Source organism: Kribbella sp. NPDC058245, from assembly GCF_042882005.1.
Taxonomy (GTDB): domain Bacteria; phylum Actinomycetota; class Actinomycetes; order Propionibacteriales; family Kribbellaceae; genus Kribbella.
The window spans coordinates 286,896-310,075 of the sequence record NZ_JBHVWY010000001.1; the positions used below are offsets into that span (position 1 = coordinate 286,896).

At 67.4% G+C, this 23,180-nt stretch carries 13 protein-coding genes; 6 read left to right on the plus strand and 7 right to left on the minus strand.

Annotated elements, in window-relative coordinates:
* Positions 1–129: 129 nt before the first annotated feature.
* Together ACFVWG_RS01370 and ACFVWG_RS01375 are read left to right on the plus strand one after the other, a co-directional pair.
* On the plus strand, positions 130–4,830 hold the full coding sequence (locus tag ACFVWG_RS01370) for a LamG domain-containing protein (protein ID WP_391541136.1): 4,701 nt from the start codon (positions 130–132) through the stop codon (positions 4,828–4,830).
* A gap of 20 nt (positions 4,831–4,850) precedes the next feature.
* Positions 4,851–10,493 carry an RHS repeat-associated core domain-containing protein gene (locus ACFVWG_RS01375; protein ID WP_391541137.1) on the plus strand — a complete coding sequence of 1,881 codons (5,643 nt, stop codon included), beginning with the start codon at positions 4,851–4,853 and terminating at the stop codon, positions 10,491–10,493.
* Positions 10,494–10,539: 46 nt separating this feature from the next.
* Here the strand turns inward: ACFVWG_RS01375 and ACFVWG_RS01380 are convergent, their stop codons facing one another.
* The 3 genes from ACFVWG_RS01380 to trpS form a co-directional block, all read right to left on the minus strand.
* Positions 10,540–13,290, minus strand: coding sequence for a BTAD domain-containing putative transcriptional regulator (locus tag ACFVWG_RS01380; protein ID WP_391541138.1), 2,751 nt, complete (start codon positions 13,288–13,290; stop codon positions 10,540–10,542).
* Positions 13,291–13,364: 74 nt separating this feature from the next.
* Positions 13,365–14,108, minus strand: a complete 744-nt coding sequence (locus tag ACFVWG_RS01385; protein ID WP_391541139.1) for an endonuclease/exonuclease/phosphatase family protein — start codon at positions 14,106–14,108, stop codon at positions 13,365–13,367.
* Complete coding sequence (gene trpS / locus ACFVWG_RS01390) at positions 14,105–15,070, minus strand: tryptophan--tRNA ligase (RefSeq protein ID WP_391541140.1); 966 nt, start codon at positions 15,068–15,070, stop codon at positions 14,105–14,107. Before trpS ends, ACFVWG_RS01385 begins: the two co-directional genes overlap by 4 nt.
* A 377-nt stretch (positions 15,071–15,447) precedes the next feature.
* On the opposite strand from trpS, the gene ACFVWG_RS01395 reads away from it, so the two are divergent.
* The gene (locus tag ACFVWG_RS01395) at positions 15,448–15,942 is read left to right on the plus strand and encodes a GNAT family N-acetyltransferase (RefSeq protein WP_391541141.1); all 495 of its coding nucleotides are present in this window, start codon (positions 15,448–15,450) and stop codon (positions 15,940–15,942) included.
* 3 nt (positions 15,943–15,945) lie between these two features.
* Here the strand turns inward: ACFVWG_RS01395 and ACFVWG_RS01400 are convergent, their stop codons facing one another.
* Positions 15,946–17,085: a GDSL-type esterase/lipase family protein gene (locus tag ACFVWG_RS01400; RefSeq protein ID WP_391541142.1), complete on the minus strand. Its 1,140-nt coding sequence runs from the start codon at positions 17,083–17,085 to the stop codon at positions 15,946–15,948.
* A 182-nt stretch (positions 17,086–17,267) separates the two neighbouring features.
* On the opposite strand from ACFVWG_RS01400, the gene ACFVWG_RS01405 reads away from it, so the two are divergent.
* Positions 17,268–18,443 (plus strand): acetoin utilization protein AcuC, encoded by a 1,176-nt coding sequence (locus ACFVWG_RS01405; protein WP_391541143.1) that lies wholly within the window; start codon positions 17,268–17,270, stop codon positions 18,441–18,443.
* 136 nt (positions 18,444–18,579) lie between these two features.
* The gene (locus ACFVWG_RS01410) at positions 18,580–18,795 is read left to right on the plus strand and encodes a helix-turn-helix domain-containing protein (RefSeq protein WP_012923942.1); all 216 of its coding nucleotides are present in this window, start codon (positions 18,580–18,582) and stop codon (positions 18,793–18,795) included.
* A 46-nt stretch (positions 18,796–18,841) separates the two neighbouring features.
* Here ACFVWG_RS01410 and ACFVWG_RS01415 read toward each other — a convergent pair whose 3' ends face one another.
* Positions 18,842–19,330, minus strand: a complete 489-nt coding sequence (locus tag ACFVWG_RS01415; RefSeq protein ID WP_391541144.1) for a MarR family winged helix-turn-helix transcriptional regulator — start codon at positions 19,328–19,330, stop codon at positions 18,842–18,844.
* A gap of 64 nt (positions 19,331–19,394) precedes the next feature.
* Between ACFVWG_RS01415 and ACFVWG_RS01420 the strand changes: the two genes are divergently transcribed.
* Positions 19,395–20,633, plus strand: coding sequence for an amidohydrolase family protein (locus tag ACFVWG_RS01420; RefSeq protein WP_391541145.1), 1,239 nt, complete (start codon positions 19,395–19,397; stop codon positions 20,631–20,633).
* On the opposite strand, the gene ACFVWG_RS01425 is transcribed toward ACFVWG_RS01420, so the two are convergent.
* Together ACFVWG_RS01425 and ACFVWG_RS01430 are read right to left on the minus strand one after the other, a co-directional pair.
* The gene (locus ACFVWG_RS01425; RefSeq protein ID WP_391541146.1) at positions 20,630–20,851 is read right to left on the minus strand and encodes a hypothetical protein; all 222 of its coding nucleotides are present in this window, start codon (positions 20,849–20,851) and stop codon (positions 20,630–20,632) included. The genes ACFVWG_RS01420 and ACFVWG_RS01425 overlap by 4 nt on opposite strands.
* Before the next feature lie 1,448 nt (positions 20,852–22,299).
* Entirely contained in the window at positions 22,300–23,160 is an 861-nt protein-coding gene (locus ACFVWG_RS01430) for an alpha/beta fold hydrolase (protein WP_391541147.1), read from the minus strand.
* Positions 23,161–23,180 lie beyond the last annotated feature (20 nt).

Consider the following 23,180-nt stretch of genomic DNA (forward strand, 5'->3'; position numbering starts at 1 on the left):
ACGGCCCCGCCGCCGGTACAGAACCCGTCAAGGTCCCGACGGCCATCCTGTTCGCGAGCGAGCTGGGACCACCTCGGGGGAGGCAGAACCCCAGGTCGCGCATGATTCCGCGACCTGGGGGTTTGTTCTGTGTTGCATTCACGTCTGCCGTCGTCGGGGAGAGCCTTCCGGCGCCTCGGCACCGTCCTGGCGCTGGTCCTCGTCACGCCACTGATCTCCGTACTTCCAACCGCTGACGCCTCCCGTACGGCGGCCGCCGTGGCGGGCGCGCCGCCCCCGGTCGCCGAGGTGGCCGACCTGGCCGGCGCGACCAAAGCTGCGCTCCGGCAGGGCAGCCGGGTGGAGGTTTCCAGCCTCCGCGCGGCCGACCGGACCGTCTACGCCGAACCCGACGGCTCGTCGGTGGCGGAGCTGTCGGCCGGGCCGGTCCGGGTACTGCGCAACAACCGCTGGACCGGGATCGACTCGACCCTCGCCCGCGCGGCCGACGGCAGCGTCGCGCCCAAGGTGGTCAGCACCGAGCTGACGTTCTCCGGCGGCGGCACCGGTCCGATGCTGCGTCTGGGCAAGGCCGGGAGCCGGATCACGCTGACCTGGCCAGGCACGCTGCCGACACCCGAGCTGTCCGAGTCGACGGCGACGTACCGGGAGGTGCTGCCCGGTGTGGACCTGGTGCTGCGCGCCGAGTCCACCGGATACACCCAGCACCTGGTGGTGCGGACCCGGGAAGCAGCGCAGGAGCTCGGGCCGATCCGGCTAGGTATGCAGACAGAGGGGCTGCGCGTCACGGCGACCAAAACGGGGGCGCTCGAGGCGCGCAACACCTCCGGGGCGGTGGTCTTCTCGGCACCGCCGTCGGCGATGTGGGACTCCGCTACGCCGGCCCGCCGGTCGGTGGCGGCAGTCGCCGTTGCGTCGTCGGCGCTGACGATCAGCCCGGACGTGAGCCTGCTCCGGGACCCGAAGGCCGTGCTGCCGATCGTGATCGACCCGAACTGGGCGACGTACGGCAAGTCGTTCTGGACCTCGGTCTCGCAGGGCAAGCCGGGCAGCACCTGGTCGAACGCCAGTCCTGGTGGCGCAGATGTGGCCCAGGTCGGCAAATGTGCCTTCTCGGACTGTAACGGCATCGGCCTGATGCGTTCCTACTTCCAGTTCGACACCGCGGCCGGCGGCATCCTGGTCGGCAAGCGGATCATGAACGTCTGGCTCGACTCGGCGGTGGTGGGCAGCCCGAGCTGCAGCGCCCGCAAGCAGGTGCTGCTCGGCACCAGCCCGATCGGGCCGGGCATCACCTGGTCGAACGCACCGGGCGGCTGGCCGATCGGTGAGGCGAATGCACCGGCGTCCTATGCCAACGGCGGCTGCGGTGGCTGGAAGGAGTTCTCCTTCGCGGTGCCGACCGAACACATCAACCCGACGAGTACGTCGACCTACATCATCCAGGCCGGCAACGAGGGCGATCAGGACTACTGGCGCAAGTACGACGCGAACGCGACCCAGCTCCGGATCAAGTTCAACGCGGCGCCGAACGCGCCGGGCAGCGTGCGCAGCGATCCGCCGCTGCCGGCACCCTGCAAGTGGTGCGCCGGTACGTCGTACTTCAGCGGCAGCTCGGTCCGTCTGATCGCCGGCCTGTCCGACCCGGACGGCGAGGCCAACCTGCCGCAGTGGGACATCACCACCGACGGCGCGGTCGAGACCCGGTACGGCTCGCTGCAGGCGAACGGCTCCTTCCACGACACCACTGTCGCGCTGACCGACGGCAAGAAGATGAGCTGGCAGGTTCGTGGCTGGGACGTCGACAACGGTCAGCGGCTCGACTACAGCCCCTGGACCAACGGGCCTGGTCCGTTCGTGGTGGACCGGACACCGCCCTCATCAGAGCCGAAGGTGACCGGTTCGCTTTACCAGCAAGACAATCGCTGGCACGGCGCCGTCGGCGTACCGGGTGAGTTCACGTTCGAGCGGACGGCGGTCGCCGGCAGCGATCCGGGGACGGCGGACGTCGACCATTACCTCTGGGGCACGCAGACGCCGCCCAGCACCTGGGCCGAAGCAGATGCTCTGGGTGGCAAGTCGAGTGTCTCGGTCACTCCGTGGGCGGACGGGCCGCAGGAGCTGTTCGTCCGGAGCGTCGATCGGGCCGGCAATCTGAGCCCGATCACGACGTACCGGTTCTACGTTCGCGAAGGCCGTGGACCGCTGGCACAGTGGTCGTTCGAGGGAAATGCCAAGGACACCGCCAGTCTGGGCGACCGGGACGGCACGCTGGGCGGCGCGGCCAAGTACGCACCGGGAGCGATCGGCCTGGGTCTGCAGCTGAACGGCACGCAGCCCACGACGAACATGACTGCGCCGAACACCCTTCGCACCGATGCCAGCTTCTCGGTGTCGGCCTGGGTCAAACCGCAGCCGCTGAGATCCGGTCAGGTGATGGCGATCGCCAGCCAGGACGGAGCGCCGTACAACAGCGGTTTCTATCTGCAGTATCGCGGGGACACGAACAAGTGGGCGTTGCTGATGCTGCACAACGGCACCGCGGTCAGCCCGCCGGGTACTTACGCCTTCGCGAGCGCACCGGCGCAGCTCGATCGGTGGTCACACGTCACCGGCGTGTACGACCGGTCCGCCAAGGTGATCCGGCTCTTTGTGAACGGCGTTCGGGTCGCCGAGCAGGCTCTGCCGGAGAATTTTGTTCCCTGGCAGGCATCCGGGCCACTGGTGGTCGGTCGGCAGAAGTGTGGTGCCGATCCCTGTGACCCGTGGTCCGGCGGCATCGACGAGGTGAAGGTCTACGACCGGGCGTTGCCCGACGAGGACATCCGCACCGAGGTTGCGCAGGACGACGTACAGACCGCGCACTGGACGTTCGAGGAAGCGGCCGGCACTGCGGTCGCCAACAAGGTGGACGGCGGCGTCGGCGGCGTACTGCAGGGCGGTGCGACGCTGACTGGTACGGACGGTGGTGCTGTTGGCCGCGGTGTGCAGCTCGATGGTGTTGACGGTCAGATGGCGACTGCCGGACCGGTGGTTCGCACGGATCAGAGTTTCTCGGTCGCAGCCTGGGTGAAGCTCGACAAGGCGCCGCAGACCGGCTGGACCGTGCCAGTCCTGGCTCAGGACGGCACGAACGTCAGTGGCTACTTCCTCTGGTATCGCCAGCTTGCTGATAAGGGAGTCTGGGAGTTCTACAACCCGTCGGCCGATGCAGTGAACCGCCCGGCGGACGAGATGGTGGTCTCCACGGTGCCGGCCAAGGTCGGCACGCTCACCCACCTGGCCGCCGTGTATGACGCACCGGCCAAGGTGATCAGGCTGTACGTGAACGGCGCTCCGGCCGGTACGGCGCCGCGCGTCGCCGGCTTCGACGCGACCGGTCCGATGCGGATCGGGCGCGGTAAGTGGAACGGGAACCCGACCACCACCTGGCCGGGCATGATCGACGAGGTCCGCGCGTACAACCGGGTCATCTCGGTGGACGAGGTCCGCGGTCTGATGGCGGGCAACGACGCGAGTGCGGCAACCTGGAAGCTGGACGGCAACACCACCGATGCGTCGGCGAACCACCGTGACGCCACGCTGCACGGTGGTGTGACGTGGACGGCCGGCCAGACCTCGATGCCGGACGCTGCGGATCGCGCGCTCCAGCTGAACGGCACCGACGCGTACGTCGATGCACCGCACGCTGTGGATGTCGATCGCAGCTTCACGGTCAGTGCCTGGCTCCGACCGGACAAGCTCGGTGGCTGGTGGGTTCCGCTGTCGCAGGACGGTGAAGTCGTCAGCTCGTTCCACCTGCAACTCACGGACAGGGGCCTTTGGACGTTCGCGATGTCCGGTGCGGACGTGAAGGATGCCGGGAACTCCGGTGCCCGAGCGATCGGACCGCTGGCCCAGGTGGGTGTCTGGCAGCACGTGGTCGGTAGCTACGACGCCGACCGCAAGCAGATCGCGATCCACGTGAACGGCGTGCTCGGCGCCACGGCGTCGTACACGCAGACCTGGAACTATCCGGCCGGCCGATTCATCATCGGCGGCAGCAAGTGGAACGGCGTACGCAGCGCCTCGTTCCCGGGTGCGATCGACGACGTCCGGGTCTACGACCGGGTGCTGGCCGAGAGTGAACTGGTCGCGATGGCCGGACGGGACCTCGGCCTGGCGCACAACTGGACGCTGGACGAGACGAGCGGCACCAACGCCGCGGACTCCGTCGGCGCCCGGGCGGGCACGCTCAATGGGCCCAGCCGGATCGACGGCCGGGTGGGCAAGGCTTTGAGCTTCGACGGTCAGGACGATTCAGCCTCGACCACCGGCGTCGACATCGACACCTCGAAGAGCTTCACGGTCTCCACCTGGGTTCGGCTGCGTAAGACGTGTGATCCCGGGGCTGAGTTCTCGTGCCACCTCACCGCGATCAGCCTCGACGGTGGACAGACGAGCAAGTTCAGGCTGGGCCACTTCACGGACAAGGACACCCGTCCGTACGGCGCCTGGATCTTCGAGATGCCCGAGGCCGATGGCACCGTGACGAAGGCGTCCGTGTCGGCACGAGAATCCGACCTGAACAAATGGCGGCACCTGGTCGGCGTGTACGACGCGGAGGCCAAGCAACTGTGGCTGTACGTCGATGCCACCCGGCAGGGCGCCGGCACGCTCGACACACCCTGGGCCGCTGCCGGTGGGCTGCAGCTCGGCCGCGGTCTGGTCAGCGGTACGCCGGCTGAGTTCTGGCCGGGGGACGTTGACGACGTCCGGGTGTACGCCGGCCGGCTGGACAAGAGCCGCATCGAGACCCTGTTCAGCTCCTACCCGGCTCTGGCCGGCTGACAGTCGAGGGGACCATCAGCATGCGCAGAAGATCTGCTGTATCAGCCGCTCTGGCGTTCGCACTGACGCTCGCCACCGGAGTGTCCGTTCCGTCCCCGGACGCGGCAGCCGCCGCGACCGGACCATCGGTGCCGCTGCCGGACACGAAATCGGTGCCGGTGACCCAGCAGTCGGTCCAGAGCCGGGACGCCGACGACGCATCCACGAAAGCCGTGACCGGTAACCAGGATCCGGGCGCTCCAGCGGCGCCCGTGGGTTCCGGGAACCCGAGCGCCACCCCGTTGGCGGCGTCGGCGACCTGGGACGTCTCGGCACAGACCGGCGGCTTCAACTGGAGCTACCCGCTCAGGGTGCCGCCGGCGCCCGGCGGCCTGGAGCCGAAGCTGGCGTTGGCGTACTCCTCGGCCGGTATCGACGGCCGCACCAGTGCCACCAACAATCAGCCGTCCTGGATCGGTGACGGCTGGGATCTCAACCCTGGTTTCGTCGAACGCTCGTACGGCGGTTGTGCCGACGACAAGGAGGGCTCGAACAAGGGCCAGCAGGTCGGCGATCTGTGCTGGCGCAGCGACAACGCCATTGCCTCGTACGGCGGCTCCGGCGGAATGCTGATCTCCGGTGCGAACGGCTGGCGGACCAAGCACGACGACGGTTCCCGGGTCGAGCGGCTGACCGGAGCCGGCACCGACGCCAAGGACGGTGAGTACTGGAAGATCACCACGGTCGACGGCACTCAGTACTTCTTCGGCTCCCGCGCCGACGCGAAGTCGGCCTGGACCGTCCCGGTCTTCGGCGATGACGAGGGCGAGCCCTGCCATGGCGCGACCTTCGACACCTCGTCGTGCAAGCAGGCCTGGCGCTGGAACCTGGACAAGATCGTCGACCGGTACGGCAACACCATCCTGCTGCAGTACCAGACCGAGACGAACTCCTACGGCCGCAACCTGAAGGACACCGCCGTCCAGTACGACCGCGGTGGCTGGCTGGATCGCATCGACTACGGCCTGCACGGCGCCGGTACCGCGCAGCCGTCCGGCCGGGTCGTCTTCGGTACCGCCGAGCGGTGTGTTCCGGGGAGCGACTGCACGCTGGACAAGAAGGAGAACTTTCCCGACGTTCCGCTGGATGCGCGCTGCGAGTCGGCCACCTGCAAGGACAAATACGCACCGAGTTTCTGGAGCACCAAGCGACTTGCCTCGGTGACCACGCAGGTACTGCGCGGATCGTCGTACACGGATGTGGATCGCTGGAATCTGGATCAGCAATTCCCGCAGCCGGGTGACGGCGGGAAGCCGGCGCTGTGGCTGAAGTCCATCAGCCACACCGGCCTGGTGGGCGGTTCGATCACGCTGCCGCCGGTGACGTTCGAAGGTGCCGCCTACGCCAACCGGGTGCCGCCGGCCGATCCGGTGACACCGCTGATGCGGTACCGGGTGACCGGGATCGTGTCGGAGGCCGGGGGAGTCACATCGGTGAACTACGCGCCGCCGGACTGCACCGCGCCGCCGACGAGCCCCGAGACGAACACCAAACGCTGTTTCCCGGTGACTTGGCGGAAAACGGGCAATTACGCCGACCGCACTGATTACTTCCACAAGTACGTCGTCTCGTCGGTCGTGCAGTCCGACCGGATCAGCTCCAACCCGCAGCAGGAGACCAGCTACGAGTACCTCGACGGCGCTGCCTGGCACTACAGCCAGTCCGAGTTCACGCCGCCCGACAAGAAGACCTGGGACGACTTCCGCGGTTTCGGCAAGGTGCGGATCCGCAAGGGTGTGCCGAACGATCCGTCCGGTCCGGTCACGCTGACCGAGCAGCGGTTCTTCCGCGGGATGAACGGTGACCGAGCCACACCGACCGGCGGTACCAAGCCGGTGCCGCTCACCGACTCCGAGGGCGGCAGTTACACCGACCACGACTGGCTGCAAGGCGCCGGCCTCGAGACCACCACGTATCTCGGGGACTCCGCGACCGTCGTACAGAAGTCGATCACCGAACCGGTCTGGCAAGGGCCGACGGCCACCCGAGGCGACTACAGCTCCTACATCGTCGGTATCGGGACGGCTCGCGACATGGTCGCGCTGGACGGCGGTCGCGGCTGGCGAACCACGAAGAGCGTGACCACGTACGACGATCGTGGCCAGCCCAAGCAGGTTGACGATCTGGGTGATGTCGCCGACCCGGCCGATGACACCTGCACGCGGACGACCTACGTGCGCAATATGACGGCCTGGTTGCTGAATCTGCCGTCGCGGGTCGAGAAGGTGTCGGTGAACTGCGGGACCACTCCGGTCTTCCCGAAGAACGCGATCTCCGACGACCGCACGTCGTACGACGACCAAGACGCCGGTCTCCCGCCGGTGCGTGGAACGGTGACTCGGTCCGAGCAGTTGGCCGAGCGCCCAGCCTCCGGGCCGGTGTACACCACCGTCTCGACGGCGAAGTACGACCAGCACGGCCGGGCGGTCGAGAACCGGAACGCGCTCGGCAAACTGACCACCACGGCGTACACGCCGACGACCGGCGGGCCGGTGACCAAGACCGTCACCACGAACCCACTCGGCCACACCAACGCTGTCGCCGTCGATCCGGCGTTCGGGAACCAGTTGATGGTCACCGACGCGAACAGCCGCGTGACGGAATCGACGTACGACGCTCTCGGCCGAGTGACCGCGGCGTGGTTGCCGAACCGGCCTCGGGGCGGCAGCAGTCCGCAGTCGCCCAACGTCAAGTACACCTACCTGGTCCGCAACGATCAACCGAATGTCGTCACCGCCACCACGCTCGGCCCGAACGGCCGCTACGTGTCGACGAACACCATCTACGACGGTCTGCTGCGAGCCCGCCAGGTCCAGGCACCTGCCGTCAATGGCGGCCGGCTGCTCACCGACACCAGGTACGACTCGCAGGGCCGGGTGTGGAAGTCGACCCAGCCGTTCTTCAACACCGCCGACGTCGACACGAACCTCTGGGTCGCCAACGACAACGAGGCGCCCGGCCTGACCACCACGCAGTACGACGGCGCCGGCCGAACGGTCGAGTCGATCTTCAGCGGTGGCCCGACCGAGAAGTTCCGGACCAGCACGCGGTACGGCGGTGACCGGGTGGACGTCGACCCGCCGGACGGGAGCCCGGCAACGTCGAAGATCAGCGACGCTCGTGGCCATCTGGTCGAGCTCCGGCAGTACAAGGGTGCGACACCGACCGGTGCGTACGACGCCACCAAGTACGAGTACACGCCGGCTGAGCAGTTGGCTGTCCTAACCGATGCCGCAGGCAACAAATGGCAGTACACCTATGATCTCCGCGGCCGGAAGACCGAGGCCAAGGACCCGGACCGCGGGACCAGCAAGGCGACGTACGACAACGCCGGCCGGGTGGTCGCGCAGACCGACGCCCGCTCGCAGACCATCGCGTCTGCTTACGACGATCTCGATCGCAAGACCGCAGAGTTCGCCGGGTCACTGACCGGTCGAAAACTGGCGGCCTGGACCTACGACACAGTAGCCAAGGGGCAGCCCGCCACGGCGACCCGCTACGACGCCGAGGACCACGCCTACGTCAGCGCTGTCACCGCGTACACGGCGCTCTATCAGCCGTACCGCAGCATAACGACCATCCCCATCAATGAGGGGGACCTGGCCGGGTCCTATGAGTCCACGCTGACGTACAACCCGGACGGCAGCCTGGAGAGCGAGACCTTCCCCAAGGCAGGCGAACTGCCGCTGGAGTCGGTGTTCCACAGCTACGACGACTTTGGCCGGCCGCTGCACACGTACGGCGGTCCGGAAGGCAGCACCACCGAGTACGTCCTCAATACGGAGTACACCAAGTACGGCGAGCAGCAGCGCGTACATCTCGGCGAGACCGGGAAGCGGACCTGGCTGTCGACGTACTACGACGACAACACGCGGCAGGTCAACCGCACTGTGGTGGACGCCGAAGTACCGCGACCAATGCAGTCCGACACTCGGTATACCCGCAATGTTGCGGGCGGGATCACCTCGATCGCCGAGAGCGCGCCGGGTGTTCCGGATGACGTTCAGTGCTTCCGCTACGACCACGTCCAGCGATTGACCGAGGCCTGGACGAACGGGGCCGGATGCGACGAAAACCCAACCACACAAGCACTTTCGGGCCCGGCGCCGTACTGGTCGAGCTATAACTACGACCCGGCGGGCAACCGGCGTACCGAGGTTCAGCACGCAGCCAGTGGTGACACCACGCGCAACTACAACTACCCGGACGCCGGCAAGCCGCTTGCACACGCGGTCAGCTCAGTGACCACCAGCGGTCCGAGTGGCAACGCTACGACGAACTACAGCTATGACGCAGCGGGTAACACGGTGTCCCGCGGTGCGCAGGCACTCGAGTGGACACCAGAGAGCCGCGTCGAATCTGTCACCGAAGCAGGTGCGAAGACAACCTCGGTCTACGCCGCCGACGGAAGTCGTCTGATCCGGCACGACCCGACCAGCTCGGTGTTGTATCTGCCAGGCCAAGAGATCCGCCTGGACAAGGCCACCGTCAAACTCACCGGGACCCGCTACTACGAACACGGCGGCGCAACAATGGCCGTCCGCACCGGCGCCAAGCTCACCTGGCTCGCCGCCGACCACCACGGCACCCAACGCCTCGCCGTCGACGCCGAGAGCCAGTCGGTCGCTCGTCGACGCGAACTCCCGTTCGGCGCCCCACGTGGTGAGGCCGCCGCAACTTTCCCCGGACAGAAAGGTTTCGTCGGCGGTACCGCGGATCCCTCAACCAACCTGACCCAACTAGGCGCCCGCCTCTACGACCCGGACACCGGACGCTTCCTGTCCGCCGACCCGCTAATGGATAAGGACAGCCCGCAACAACTCGACGGCTACTCCTACGCCGGCAGCACTCCGGTCAACGCCTCCGACCCCACCGGCTTGTGGTGGAGCTGGCTCAAGAACACTGTGAATTGGGTAGATCGACACCGCAGTGCCATCGGAGCCGGCCTCGGAATCGTGGGGTTCGCGCTGGCAATGACCAATCCGGTCGGCTGGGTCGCTGGTGCGGCCATGGCGATCAACGTTGGCGCGAGGGTGCTCAACGTAGCCAGTTCCGCGCTCAATGTCCTTGACGCTTACCGCTCCATCCAGGAACGGAACTTCTTGAGCTTCGGCATGGACCTCGCTGGGGCGGCTTTGGGTGGATGGGGCGGCTGGATCAACAAGTACAGAAAAGCCGCGTTCGGTACCCCCATTCCGCCGCCTGGTGGGATGGACGCGAACCTCGGTATCGGCGCACAGGTCATCAATGGGTTCAGCGCTGGTATGGCCGAGGCCGACAACATCAAGGACTCCCGCGCCGGGTCGCCGGCCAAGTGCTACAGCAGCGCTGGGAGCATGATCCAGATGGTTGTCCCGTGTCAGCAGCAGCCTGGCCCGAACAATGCCCGCTACTACGACGTGAAGAGCACCACGTTCTTGGATCGCTGGCGCTCGGCTGAGGCCTCAATCGCGGGCCCAGTCTGGACGGGAGGGAACAACGTAGCCGGCATCGGTCGCAGCTGGTTCAGTTGGGTGAACCAGAGCGCATCCGCGTCGCGGAGGTCGTCAGAACCGCGTTCGCGGGGCAACATCGGCGGGAACGCGGTGTACTCGGTCCCCGGGACGAACCTGAAGTACTTCTAACGAGTACCGGCTTGCGGCTCTCGGGGACTCCGGGAGCCGCAAGCTGTCAGCGAGCGGTCTGTTGTTCCGCTTGGGCAAGCAGCGCTTCGACGTCGGCGATGCGGGGGTCGGCGAACTCGACGAGGATCGTCAGGGCGGTCCGGAGGGGACCGGCGGCGAGGGTGGGGTGGTCGGCCTTGAGCAGCAGCTTGCCAAGGTCAATCAGGGCGTCGGCCTCTCCGCGCCGGTTGTCGATCATCCTGAGCTTTTGGACGCAGCGACGGAAAGCTCGGACTGCGGCCGCGATCCGGCCGAGTTCGGCATAGGTGCGGCCGAGATCCTGCAGGTTGATCGCTTCCGTCGCCGGGTCCCCCGGATTTACTCTGTCGGACTCCAGGTGAGCCTCGAGGGCCTCGGCGTGGCGGCCTGTCGCTGCCAGTGCGACACCTCGATTGTGCAGATTCATCGCGAGGCCGCGCGTTTCGCCGGACTCGGCGCAGAGCCGGATGGCTCGGTCGCTGTATTCGAGCGTGAGCTCGAAATGTCCCAGCTCCGCATGCAGGTAGGCGAGGTTGGAGAGCGCTGACCCTTCGCCCCGAGTGTGCCCATCCGCCTGGAAACACGAGATGGCCTCGGTCAGGTAGCTCTCAAGACGTGCCCAGTCCCGTCGGTGGAAAGAAAAGAAGACGAGGGAGTTCAGAGCGAGAGCGCGCGCCGACGGCCGGGACTCCGTGCTGGCCGCGTCGACGGCCAACTCCAAGAGTGCCAGCCCGTCTGACCACGGGAGCCGGTTGTCAATGAACATCAGCATCGCTATGACGGTCCGCCAGGCATGTCCAGCGCGTCGGTGGGACGCCGACCAGGTAATGATGGCGCGCAGACAGTCGTACTCCTGCTCGAACCAGGCAACAGCGTCGCTGACGGTGGCGAACTCCGGCGTCGGGGACGTCGGACGGAACGGTTCAGCGAAGTCTCTCGGCCGGAACGGCGACAGGCGCCCGTCGGCACTCAACGCGGCGTGCAGGTACCAGTCGGCTAGCCGGTCCATGGCCGTGTCTCGTTCAAAGCGGGGGACGTCCGCGGCGAGTTCGCCGGCGTAGAGCCGGATCAGGTCGTGCATTTCGTACCGGCCAGGCCGATGTTGGTGAACCAGGTGAACAGTGACGAGATGATCGAGCACCGCCCGAGCCTGCATCAGCGGGAGCCCGGCCAGTGCGGCCGCGGCCGGCAAGCCGATGTCGTCCCCAGGATGGAGGCCGAGCAACCGGAACATCGCAGCAGCCGGGGCTGGCAAAGCCTGATGCGACCATGACAAAGCCGCGGTCAGGTCGGACTGCGGATCACCGCCGTCGAGGTGGGCAAGGCGGGCCTGCGCGTCGCCCAGTGCGTCGACCACCTCGGCGAGGGTCGGGGCGCGGTCTGCGCGTTCGGCGACGATGGCCAGCGCGAGCGGCAACCGGTCGCAGAGCCGGATCAGAGCACGGCTGGCCTCCGGTTCGGCGGCGACGCGGTCAGCACCGATAGTTGCTGCGAGCAACTCAATGGCCTGGTCCGGCTCCATTGACCGCAATGTCAGTCGGCGGGCGCCGTCGCGGATCGCCAGGCTGCGCAGCTGATTGCGGCTGGTTACGACGACGAGGCTGTCGGGTCCGGGGAGCAGTGGACGGACCTGGTCGGCATCGCGGGCGTTGTCCAGAACGAGCAGCACGTGCCGGCCGGCGAATGTGCTGCGTAGCAAGGCGGATCGCTCCTCGAGCGTGCCCGGGATCCGTTCGGCGGCGACGCCGAGGGACCGCAGCAGCATCGCCGCGGCGTCGTACGGGCTGACTGGGTCGCCGGGGCCGTAGCCGCGCAGGTTCAGATACAGCTGTGCGTCACCGAAGTCGGCGGCTTTCCGGTGTGCCCAGTGCACCGCGAGGGTGGTCTTGCCGCTGCCGGCCGCGCCGTCGATCGTGACAATGGTCGCCTGGTTCGGTGACTGCTCACGATCCAGCGCGTCGAGTGCGGTCAGTTCTGCACCGCGACCGACGAAGGTGCGGATGCCGTGCGGCAGTTGCCGAATCGGTTCCGGTCCGTGGCTCGCCTCGCTGTTCGGGATCGCGCGGTGCAACTCGTCCAGCTCTTGGCTCGGATCGATACCGAGCTCATCTCGCAGGATCGCGCGGACCTGGTGATAGCGGTCGAGCGCTTCGGCTCGGCGGCCGGAGCGGCGCAAGGCGTCGATCAGCCGGAACCACAGCGCTTCACGAGTTGGGTACTGCCGAGTGAGGTCGGACAGTTCCGCGACCACACCCCCGGGTGGCCCGGCGGCCAGTTCGAGGTCGATCCTGCGCTCGGTCGCCGCGAACCATTCCTCTGTTAGTTGCGGTACGACGTCGCGGTCCAGCCACGTGGAGGTCAAGTCACCGAAGGGTCTGCCGCGCCAGAGCGCGAGCGCCGTACGGAGCAGTTTCAGCTCTGCAGCCGGCGATTCCGCGGCTGCGGCCTGGGCGCACAGCGCGCGGAACTGGTGGAGATCGATGTTCCGCTCATCCGCGCGGAGCACGTACCCGGCTTGGTCGGTTTCGATCCGGCCGGCACCGAGGACCCGGCGCAGGCGCGAGACGTAGGTATGGAGGGTGCCGGGCGGGTTGGCTGGTGGACGCTCAGGCCAGACCTGGTCGGCGAGGGCGTCGAGCCCGACCGGCTGGTTGACGGCAAGCAGCAGTGACGCCAGAACCACTCGGGCCTGCCCTGGGGGCAAGGTCAGCTCGGCGAGATCAGAGCCCACCTGCCAGGGGCCGAGGACGCGCCAGCGCGGTTCGTTGTCGGCATACATGCGTTTAGTCGACACCATGGTCGGCCCGGCTGGCGACCTGGTCCAGCCTGCCTTTAGACCAATCGCCGATTGGTCTACAAGCTGAGCGTGGCCATGACCGGCCAATGGTCGCTGGGCAGCCTTCCGCCGGGGCGAAAGTGCGAGACGGCCGCCTCGGTCACCGTCCAGGCCGGGCTCACCAAAATGTGGTCGATCCGGTCGTCGTCTTCGGCCCCGGTGAAGTTGTGCCAGCTACCACCGGCATCAGCTGGTACGGCGTACCGCAGGCCGGCGTCCGTCAACGCCTTCAAGGGCGGTGAATCCGGGGTCGCGTTCAGGTCGCCCATGACGATCCACGGCAGGTCACCAGCGGTCCACTTGGCGACCAGGCGGGAGGACTGGAGCTGCGCGACCTCGCCGGCGTGGTCGTAATGCGTGTTCAGTACGCCGATCGTCGTACCGCTGCGGTGTCGTAGCCAGACGAGTGTCGCGACTCGGGTCAGGTCGGCATCCCAGCCGACCGAGCCCGGCGTACCGGGGTCGTCGGAGAGCCAGCGGGTCTCGGAGCGCTCGATGCGCCAATCGCCGGTGCGGACCATGACCGAGGAGCGTTCGCCGGCGTCGATGCCATCGTCGCGGCCGACGCCGACGATCTCGTACTTCGGGAACCGGAACCGCAGGTATTCGAGCTGGTCGGGCAGCACTTCCTGCAGCCCGACCACGTCGGCGTCGAGGAGCTCGATCGCCGCCACCGCCGCATTCCGTCGTACCGGCCAGGCGTTGTCGCCGTCCGGGGCGGAAGAATTGCGGAGGTTGAAGGTGGCGGCGCGGATCTTCATGGCATTGATCCTGCCAAACCCATGGCTCGCATCGCCGCTTGGAGTCGGGGAGTGCTCGCTTCAAGGGCGCGATCCCGCCCTTGCGCCAGCAGTTCGTCGATCGCCCCAGGGTCGGTCGCGAGTCGCGCGTACTCCTTCTGCAGGGGCTCGATCACGGCCAGTACGGCGTCCGCCACGTCCCGCTTGAGATCGCCGTACGACGAGTACGCCGCGGCCAACGCGACCGGGTCGCCGTCCGTACAAGCGGCCAGGATCTCCAGCAGGTTGGTCACTCCCGGCTTGTTGTCCTCGTCGTGGCGGACCGTGTTCTCGGAGTCGGTGACCGCCCGCATGATCTGGCGACGGATGACGTCCGGCGGGTCGAGCAGCCGGATCGTCCCGACCGCGTCGTCGGTGTCGGACTTGCTCATCTTGGCTGTCGGGGTGGTCAGGTCCTTGATCCGCGTGGCCAGCGCCGCCTTGTGCAGCCTCGGTACGACGAACGTCTCGCCGTACTCGCGGTTGAACCGGATCGCGACGTCCCGGGCCAGCTCCACGTGCTGGTCCTGATCACCGCCGACCGGGACCTGCTCAGCGCCGTACAGGAGGATGTCGGCCGCCATCAGGCATGGATAGGTGAACAGGGACGCCCGCGTCATCGGGCGGCCGCCCTTCTCCTTGTACTGGATCATCCGGCCCAGTTCGCCGACGTACGTGGTGCACTCGAGCAGGTAGGCGAGCTGGGCGTGCGTGGGGACGTCGGACTGCACGAAGACCGCTCCAGGCGGGATGCCGGCGGCGAGCATCAGCGTCGCGCATTCTCGGGTGAGGGCGGCGAGCCGTCGTGGATTGTGCCGGGTCGTCATGGCGTGCAGGTTCGCGACGAAGTAGAAACCGTCGGGGTCGGTGAACCGGGACAGGGCGCCGAGGTGGTTGCCGAGGGTCAGGCGGCCGGACGGCGTGATGCCGGAGAGCGAGGTCATGATCAGTGCCTTTCGGGTGAGTTGGGGTCTCACCGGGGCACAAAAAAGGCCGTCTCGGCGAGACGGCCTCATGGATGCGCGTGAACGCTGGGTGACCGCCCTAGACGGCCCACCACTGCTGCAGATTCGTGTTCACGCCCGAAGCCTAGCCCCGGGAGCGGTTCGAGGGCTACCCCAGGCTCACTCTGGGCAACGAATCTGTTTTTCCTTGCAGATCCTGTAACGCTTTGCAGTCCCAACGCGATGAACCGGCTGTTGGACCCGCTGCTGACCCAGCGCTTGAGCGGGCCGGCGCAGCCTGGGAGGGGTGTTGCGCCGCCCGCTGCTCCAACCCGCCCCCTCCAGGCCTCCAGACCACGTGGGCCAAAATGGAGGCTATGACGGTGCTGGTACAGCGACTGGCCGAGGACGACTGGGAAATCCTGCGTGAGGTCCGGCTGCGCGCCCTGCTCGAGGCGCCGGGATCCTTCTACGAGACGCACGGTGAGTCGATCGCGCTGACTGCGGCCGACTGGCGCGCCCGGCTGAGCGCCGACACCAAGGTGACCCTGCTGGCCGAGTCCGACGGCAAACCCGCGGGCATGGTGATCGGCGTACCGGCCGGTCCGGACGAGCGGGACCCGGATGCCGCCCTGATGCTCTCGATGTGGGTCGACCCGTCGTTCCGTGGCGTGGGAGTGGCCGATGCGCTCACCACCTCGCTGCTGGCGTGGTCTCGCGAGCAGTCGTTCAAGCGGCTGCTGCTCTGGGTGTATGACGCCGCTCCGCGGGCCGCGGCCTTCTACCGCCGGGCCGGTTTCCAGCCGACCGGGCGCATCGAGACGTTCTACGACCCGACGCGCCCGCTCACCCTGATGGCCCAGACGCTCTAGCGATCAGGCAGTCGGCTTGAGGCTGATGTCGATCGCGTCCAGTTCGGTGTAGCACTCGCCCTTCTTGAAGGTGACGGTGTTCGTCCCCGCCTTCAGGTCGAGGTCGACCGCGGAGGTACCGAGCAGGTCCCAGCTGTACGACTGGTACGTCATCGTGGCCGGCGTACCGCCATTGGCGTCGACGATGTGCGTGCAGGGAGTCCCGATCCCGTTGGCGCCGCGGGCCCGGATCCGATAGGTGCCGGCGGCACCGACATCGAAGGTGAACTTGACGAAGCTGGTCGGGAGATCGATGTACCCGACCTTCGCACCGCCCGAGGCGGAGATGATCTGCGTCCGCTTGGTCGGAGCTCCGCTGATCGTCGCGTTGGCGGTCTGCTCGGCCTCGAACCGGGTCACCTGCAGCCCGGTCAACGCGGCGTACCAGCGGACTGCGGCCTTGGACGCGGCGCCGTAGTTCGGGTGCCACATGTCGACGAAGTCGTAGGGCTGGAAGAGGCCGGAGTTCGCGTCCAGGTAGCTGACATGCTTGCCAGCGGCAACTTTCCCGGCGACGATGCCGGGAATCGTGTAGTTGAAGGCGGCGACCCGGGTGTAGTAGTCGGCGTTCGCGAGCTGCGGGATCGCGCTCACGAAGACCTTGGTGTCCGGGAGCGTGCTGGTGATCGTGTCCAGCAACGTCGACAGCTTGCCCGGCGCGGCGCCGGCCGAGGCGTCGTCGTACATGTCGTTGGTGCCGATCTGCAGCGTGACGACGTCCGGCCGGTAGGTGTTCATCCAGTTGACGGCGTTCGCCTGGATCTGGCTGATCGTCCAGCCGCCGTGGCCCTCGTTGTCGGGGTCCATCAGGGCCACCGGCCCGTTGACCTGGGAGCCGACGAAGTCGATCGGCCGGCCGTCCGCCTTCAGCAGTTGCCACAGGTCCGGCCGGTACGACGCCGCGCCGTTGCCGGTGGAGTTGGCCGTGATCGAGTCGCCGAGCGGCATGATCTTGGTCGGCGTCGCCCGGTTGATCGGCACGGCGGGGGTGTCGGCGGCGGGTGCGGCCGTCGTACTGGTGGTGAGGGTTCCGGCGCTGACGCCGGTTCCGATCAGCGCGGCCACACTGAGCAGCGCGGGCAGGGCACGAGCGATCGCACGCATGGAGGTCTCCTCGAAAGCTGGGCGGGTGCGCATCGATCGTCAGCCGCTGCCGGGACCCCGGCAAACCTTTCGACCGACCCCGAACTCCAGGTGGACCGCTATGGTCGCTTGAGTGAGCGGAGCGAGCTCATCAAAAGGCACAGGGAGCAAGGCTCATGGGGCCGGAGCGAAGCGGAGGACACATGAGTGGTGAGGCGAGATTGGTCTATGAGGATGCGCTGACGGGGTACGACTTCGGCCGCGGGCATCCGATGAGTCCGGTCCGGGTGCAGCTGACCATCCGCCTGGCCCGGGAACTCGGGATCCTCGACCATCTGCCGATCGTCCCGGCACCGGTGGCGAGTGACAACCTGCTGCGCACGGTGCACACGGCGGAGTACGTCGACGCGGTCAAACGCGCGAGCGAGCATCCCGACGTACCGGATCTTGAGCATGGGCTCGGGTCGGACGACACGTACAACTTCGCCGGCATGCATGCGGTGAGCGCGCAGATCGCCGGGGCCAGCGTCGAGGCCGCGCGGTCGGTCTGGGAGGGCGAGGTGCTGCACGCGGCGAACATCGCCGGTGGCCTGCACCACGCGATGCCGAACCGGGCCAGCGGGTTCTGCGTCTACAACGACCCCGCGATCGCGATCCAGTGGCTGCTCGATCATGGCGCCGAGCGGGTCGCGTACGTCGATGTCGACGTGCACCACGGGGACGGCGTACAGGAAGTCTTTTACAACGACCCGCGGGTGCTGACCGTGAGCCTGCACGAGTCGCCGACCACGCTCTTCCCGGGGACAGGTGGATCGGGGGAGATCGGTGGGCCGAATGCGCAGGGGTCTGCGGTGAACGTGCCGCTGCCGCCTGGGACCGGGGATGCCGGTTGGCTGCGGGCGTTCCACGCGATCGTGCCGGACGTGGTTCGGGCGTTCCGGCCTTCGATCCTGGTGACGCAGCATGGGTGTGACTCGCATGTGGAGGACCCGCTCGCGCACCTGACCAAGACGGTTGATGGGCAGCGGGCGGCGTACCTGGCTCTGCACGATTTGGCGCACGAGGTCACCGACGGGAAGTGGGTCGCGACCGGCGGTGGCGGCTACGCGATCATCGACGTCGTCCCGCGCGCGTGGAGCCATCTGCTGGCGATCGTCGCCGGGAAGCCGGTCGATCCGCAGACTCCGGTGCCGGAGGCGTGGCGGGAAGAGGTACAGATCCGGTTCGGGCGGGTGGCACCGCTGCGGATGACGGACGGGCGGGACCCGGAGTACATCGACTGGTCGACCGGTTACAACCCGGACACCTGGTTGGACCGGTCGATCAAGGCCACCCGGGACATCTGTTTTCCGTACCTGGGCCTCGACCCTACGTACTGACTTCGTCACAGGATCGAGTCACACGAGTCCCCCTCTTTCCCATTCGCACCAACAGCCACTAGTCTCGACACATGCACGGACGGAGGTGCCGGAGGGGAAGCCGGCGCACGATCCGTGCTGGAAGTGCGGTGCGCAAATGGCATCAAAGAAGTCCGGTGGTGAGCAGCCGCTCGCAGAGGTGAAGTTTCTGACCGTGGCAGAGGTTGCCACGGCCATGCGCGTGTCCAAGATGACGGTGTACCGATTGGTGCATTCCGGTGAGCTGCCCGCGGTGCGGGTGGGTCGTTCGTTCCGGGTGTCGGAGGACGCAGTGCACGACTACCTCAAGGGCGCCTTCTTTCAGGCCGGATAACCACGAGAGAGGCGGCCGGATCCCTGTCTGGGGACCGGCCGCCTCGTCATGTGTCCAGTCCTTGTAGCGCTCGCAGTACGGCGAGCGCCTGCTGGACCGTTTCGTCGGGGTACCCGTCCCAGACCTTGTGCTGGGCCGCGGAGCTGGCGACCACGGCCTCCTCGGCCGCCTTGACCCCTTCGGCAGTGAGCCGGATCTGGGTGCCGCGGCCGTCCTCCGGATCAGGCTCGCGGTCGACGTAGCCCCGCCGTACCAGCTGGTTGATCACGTTGCTGGTGCCGCCGGAGGACAGGAACAGGTTGCGGCTCAGGTCCGACGGCTTCTGCCGGTACGGCGCTCCCTCACGGCGCAGCGCGACGATCACGTCGTACTCGGCCGACGTCAGGCCGAGCTCTCGTAGTACCGGCCGGCTGGCCTGATCCAGGGCGTCGGCCAGCACCATCACTCGCTTGGTCAGCTCACTGGTCGGGTGCAGCGCGGCCGGCAGTTCGTGCTGCCAGGCCGCGAGGATCCCGTCCACCCGATCTGTCGTCATGGTTGACAGTCTAGATGCCTTTGGTGATAGCTTTGAAGAAAGCTTTCCACTGAGGGGAATTGTGATGCGCACGCTCGTACAGGGTGGTCTCGTGATCGACACCGCGCCGGAGGTGGTGGTGCGGCCGGAGACCGACGTACTGATCGAGGACGGCCGGATCGTCGCGGTCGGCCCGGGGCTGTCCGCTCTCGGAGCCGAGGTGATCGATGCGCGCGGACGGATCGTGCTGCCGGGTTTCGTCGACACGCACCGGCATGTCTGGCAGGCGGCGCTGCGGGGGATCGGGACCGAGGGCGACCTCGGGTACTACTTCGACCACGTGATGCAGGCGCGCGGGACGCGGTACCGTCCCTCGGATGTTGCCGCAAGCAACCTTGTCGGCGCGCTGGAGTGCCTGGACGGCGGCATCACTACGGTGCAGGACTACTCGCATGTGCAGGGCTCGGTGGAGTTTGCCGAGGCTGCCGTTGACGCGTTGGATCGCAGTGGGATCCGTGCGGTCTACGGATTCGGTCCCTCGCCGCTGGTCGGCGGAACGGTCGATGCGGATGCCATGCGGCACGTCGCCGACCTCGCCTCCCCGCGGATCACGATCGCGGTCGCATCCACCGGACCGGCGTACGCGCCGTTCGACGTCGTCTCGGCGGATTGGGCTCTGGCGGCCTCGCTCGGCCTCTCCGTGGTGACTCACATCGACCGCAGCGAGGTCACCCAAACCCCGATCGCCCTTCTGGAGAAGGCGGGTCTCCTCCGCCCGACCACCCTCTACGTCCACTGCAACAACCTCTCCGACGACGAACTGCGCCTGATCGCCGACTCCGGCGCCTCCGTCTCGATCGCCCCCGCCGTCGAGGCCCGCCTCGAAATGGGCCCCGCTGTGGCTGTCCGCCTCAAGTCCCTGGGCGTCCCGTTGGCGCTGGGGATCGACACCGTCACCAGCGCCCCCGGCGACATGTTCAGCCTCATGCGGCAGATCCTGGCCCTCGGCTACAACTCCTTCACTGCCGCCGAAGTCCTCCAGTTGGCCACGATCGCCGGCGCCCAAGCCCTCAACCTCCCCGACGTAGGTTCCCTTGCCGTAGGCAACCAAGCCGACCTGATCCTGCTCCGCACCACCGACCTCAACCTCGCCGGCGGCCTCACCGACCCGGTCGCGACCGTCGTCACCTCAGCCCACCCTGGCAACGTAGAAACCGTCCTCGTCGGCGGGACCATCGTCAAACAAAACGGCCACCTCGTGAGCACGCCCCTCGAATCAGCCCTAACCGACCTAGCCACCTCCACGACCCACCTCTTCGCCTAGGTCACCGGATCTTGTACGGCGGGGTGGTTGCTCGCCGCTCCACCTCCGGCCGGTCCGGTACGGCGGGGATGGTTGCTCGCCATTCCGCCTGCGGCCGGGCGGGCTGGTACGGCGGGATGGTTGCTCGCCATTCCGTCTGCGGCCGGTTCGGTACGGCGGGGATGGTTGCTCACCATTCCGTCTGCGGCTGGTCCGGTACGGCGGGGATGGTTGCTCACCATTCCGTCTGCGGCTGGTCCGGTACGGCGGGGGATAGTTGCTCACCATTCCGTCTGCGGCCGGGCGGGCTGGTACGGCGGGATGGTTGCTCGCCACTCCGTCTGCGGCTGGTCCGGTACGGCGGGGGTGGTTGCTCGCCGATCCGTCTGCGGCCGGAGACGTGTGCCTTGGGTTGCTCGCCGCTGCGGCCGATTTACAGTGGCGGGTGGCTGAGGCCCGGCGCGTGGCTGAGGGGGATGGACCCGTCGGTGACCGCGTCCCCGTTGCCTGGGCTTCCGGGCTTCGGTTGCGGCCAGTAACAACGAGGCCTGCAAAGTGACCCGCCGTGGCGACCGCTCCCGCCCGGGCCCTCGCCCCCCTGCGCATCTGATGGGTTCCCCCACCAGTTTGTGGGTTCTGCACCCGCATGAGAGTCCAAAACCCACCACCTCATGGGTTAACCCATCAGATGGCGGGGGCTCAGGGGGTGCTGGGATCCGGGATGCCGGGGTGCCGGGGTGCCGGGGTGCCGGGGTGCCGGGGGGTGCCGGGGTACTGCCGCGCCTGGAAGCCCTCGCTAATTGGTGGATTTTCGTCACCGGGTCCCTAAAACTCACCAACTAACGCGATCCGACCCGCACGCCGGTCCGCCCGGCCCACTAGTTGGTCGATTTTCGTCACCGAGTCCCCAAAACTCACCAATTAGCGCGACCCACCCCGCGCCTGGGGTCCGCCTGCTCGTTATCGGTGACTTTTTTCGGCGCATGGACCCGAAAAATTCACCCATAACGCGAAACGGGCCCCATGCCGGTCGCCCCGTTCGCTCGGTGGAACATTTTGTGCAGATGGCGACCAGAAGTTTCCACTCAGCGCAGATCCTGGACCCCAGCCACAGCCCGGAAGTCCAAGCAACGGCCACCGCGGTCACCGGCCGAACCATCCCCTCAGCCCGGCACCCAGCCCGGCCACCCGCCACTGTAAATCGGCCGCAGCGGCGAGCAACCACAAGCCCACATCCCCGGCCGCAGTCGGATCGGCGAGCAACCACCCCGCCGTACCGGCCAACGCCTCCCAACCCCCACGATCCCCTATCCACATTTGAACGGATATCCCCGCAGATGGCCCCTTCTCCCCTCAAATTTTCAAGGGAGAAGGGTCAACTTCAGGGGTTATCCGTTCAAATTCCCGGAGGCGGAGGCGGAGGCGGCGCGCAACCAAACGCCGTACCGGACCCGGCGCAAGGTGGAGTGAACCTAGCGCAAGGTGGAGTGAACCCGGCGCAAGGTGGAGCGGACCCGGCGCAAGGCGGAGCGGCGTAATCACCGCGCCGTACGGGCTTCCAATTGGGGGCTTGAACAGGACGTGGTGGGCGTGGACAGGTCATAGCTTGTTCAAGGGCACGACAGGGGGTGCACACCCCCGGCGAGTGCGCGTGAAGTTGCGACGGCGGCGCGGGCGGGGGGTGCTGTTAGCGGTTGAGGAGGTGGTGGAGGGCGGTTAGTACTTCGGTGGGGGATTCTTCGGCCAGGAAATGGCCGGCGGTGGTGGTTTGGTGGTGGAGGTTGGGGGCCCAGGCTTGCCAGCGGGCGGTGGCGTCGAAGCCTAGGGCGGAGCCCCAGTCCTGCTGGATGACGGTGACGGGCATTTCGAGTTTGTTGCCAGCGGCAAGGGATTCGGTGTCGTGGGTGACGTCGATGGTGGCGGAGGCTCGGTAGTCGGCGACGATCGAGGGGATGGCAGCCCGAGAGGCATCCAGGTACGCCGTTCGGACCTCGGCGGGGATGGCGGTTGGGTCTTTGGTCCAGATGTCGAGGAAGTGGCCGAAGAAGGCGTCGGGGGCGCCGGCGATCAGTGCTTCTGGGAGGCCGGGTGGCTGCGCCATCAGGTAGAGGTGGAAGCCGATGGCGGCGGTGGTGCCGTGCATGACTTCCCACATGTCGAGGGTGGGCAGTACGTCGAGCGACAGCAGGTGGGTGACCGCGTCCGGGTGGTCGAGGGCGGCACGGAAGGCCACGAGGGCGCCGCGGTCGTGACCTGCCAGGGCGAACGTCGAGTGGCCGAGTGAGCGAACCGCCGTGACGATGTCCATGGCCATCGTGCGTTTGGAGTAGGCCTCAGCCGGCTTGGAGCTGTCGCCATAACCACGTAGATCGGGGCAGATGACCGTGTGTTCGGTCGCGAGCTTGGTGGCGACGTGGCGCCACATCAGGTGGGTTTGCGGGAAGCCGTGCAGCAGGACGATCGGCGTACCGGTGCCGCCTACTGCGACGTTGAGGGTGATGCCGTCGGCGCCTGGGAGTTGGAGGTAGTCGAATCCGTTGATCTTCACTCGCTCAGGTTCGCGCGGGC

Bases quoted from the DNA above. Each gene is read 5' to 3' on its own strand.
- ACFVWG_RS01375 (WP_391541137.1), top strand. From the start codon at position 4,851: ATGCGCAGAAGATCTGCTGTATCAGCCGCTCTGGCGTTCGCACTGACG.
- ACFVWG_RS01380 (WP_391541138.1), bottom strand. From the start codon at position 13,290: ATGTATGCCGACAACGAACCGCGCTGGCGCGTCCTCGGCCCCTGGCAG.
- ACFVWG_RS01385 (WP_391541139.1), bottom strand. From the start codon at position 14,108: ATGAAGATCCGCGCCGCCACCTTCAACCTCCGCAATTCTTCCGCCCCG.
- trpS (WP_391541140.1), bottom strand. From the start codon at position 15,070: ATGACCTCGCTCTCCGGCATCACGCCGTCCGGCCGCCTGACCCTCGGC.
- ACFVWG_RS01395 (WP_391541141.1), top strand. From the start codon at position 15,448: ATGACGGTGCTGGTACAGCGACTGGCCGAGGACGACTGGGAAATCCTG.
- ACFVWG_RS01400 (WP_391541142.1), bottom strand. From the start codon at position 17,085: ATGCGTGCGATCGCTCGTGCCCTGCCCGCGCTGCTCAGTGTGGCCGCG.
- ACFVWG_RS01405 (WP_391541143.1), top strand. From the start codon at position 17,268: ATGAGTGGTGAGGCGAGATTGGTCTATGAGGATGCGCTGACGGGGTAC.
- ACFVWG_RS01410 (WP_012923942.1), top strand. From the start codon at position 18,580: ATGGCATCAAAGAAGTCCGGTGGTGAGCAGCCGCTCGCAGAGGTGAAG.
- ACFVWG_RS01415 (WP_391541144.1), bottom strand. From the start codon at position 19,330: ATGACGACAGATCGGGTGGACGGGATCCTCGCGGCCTGGCAGCACGAA.
- ACFVWG_RS01420 (WP_391541145.1), top strand. From the start codon at position 19,395: ATGCGCACGCTCGTACAGGGTGGTCTCGTGATCGACACCGCGCCGGAG.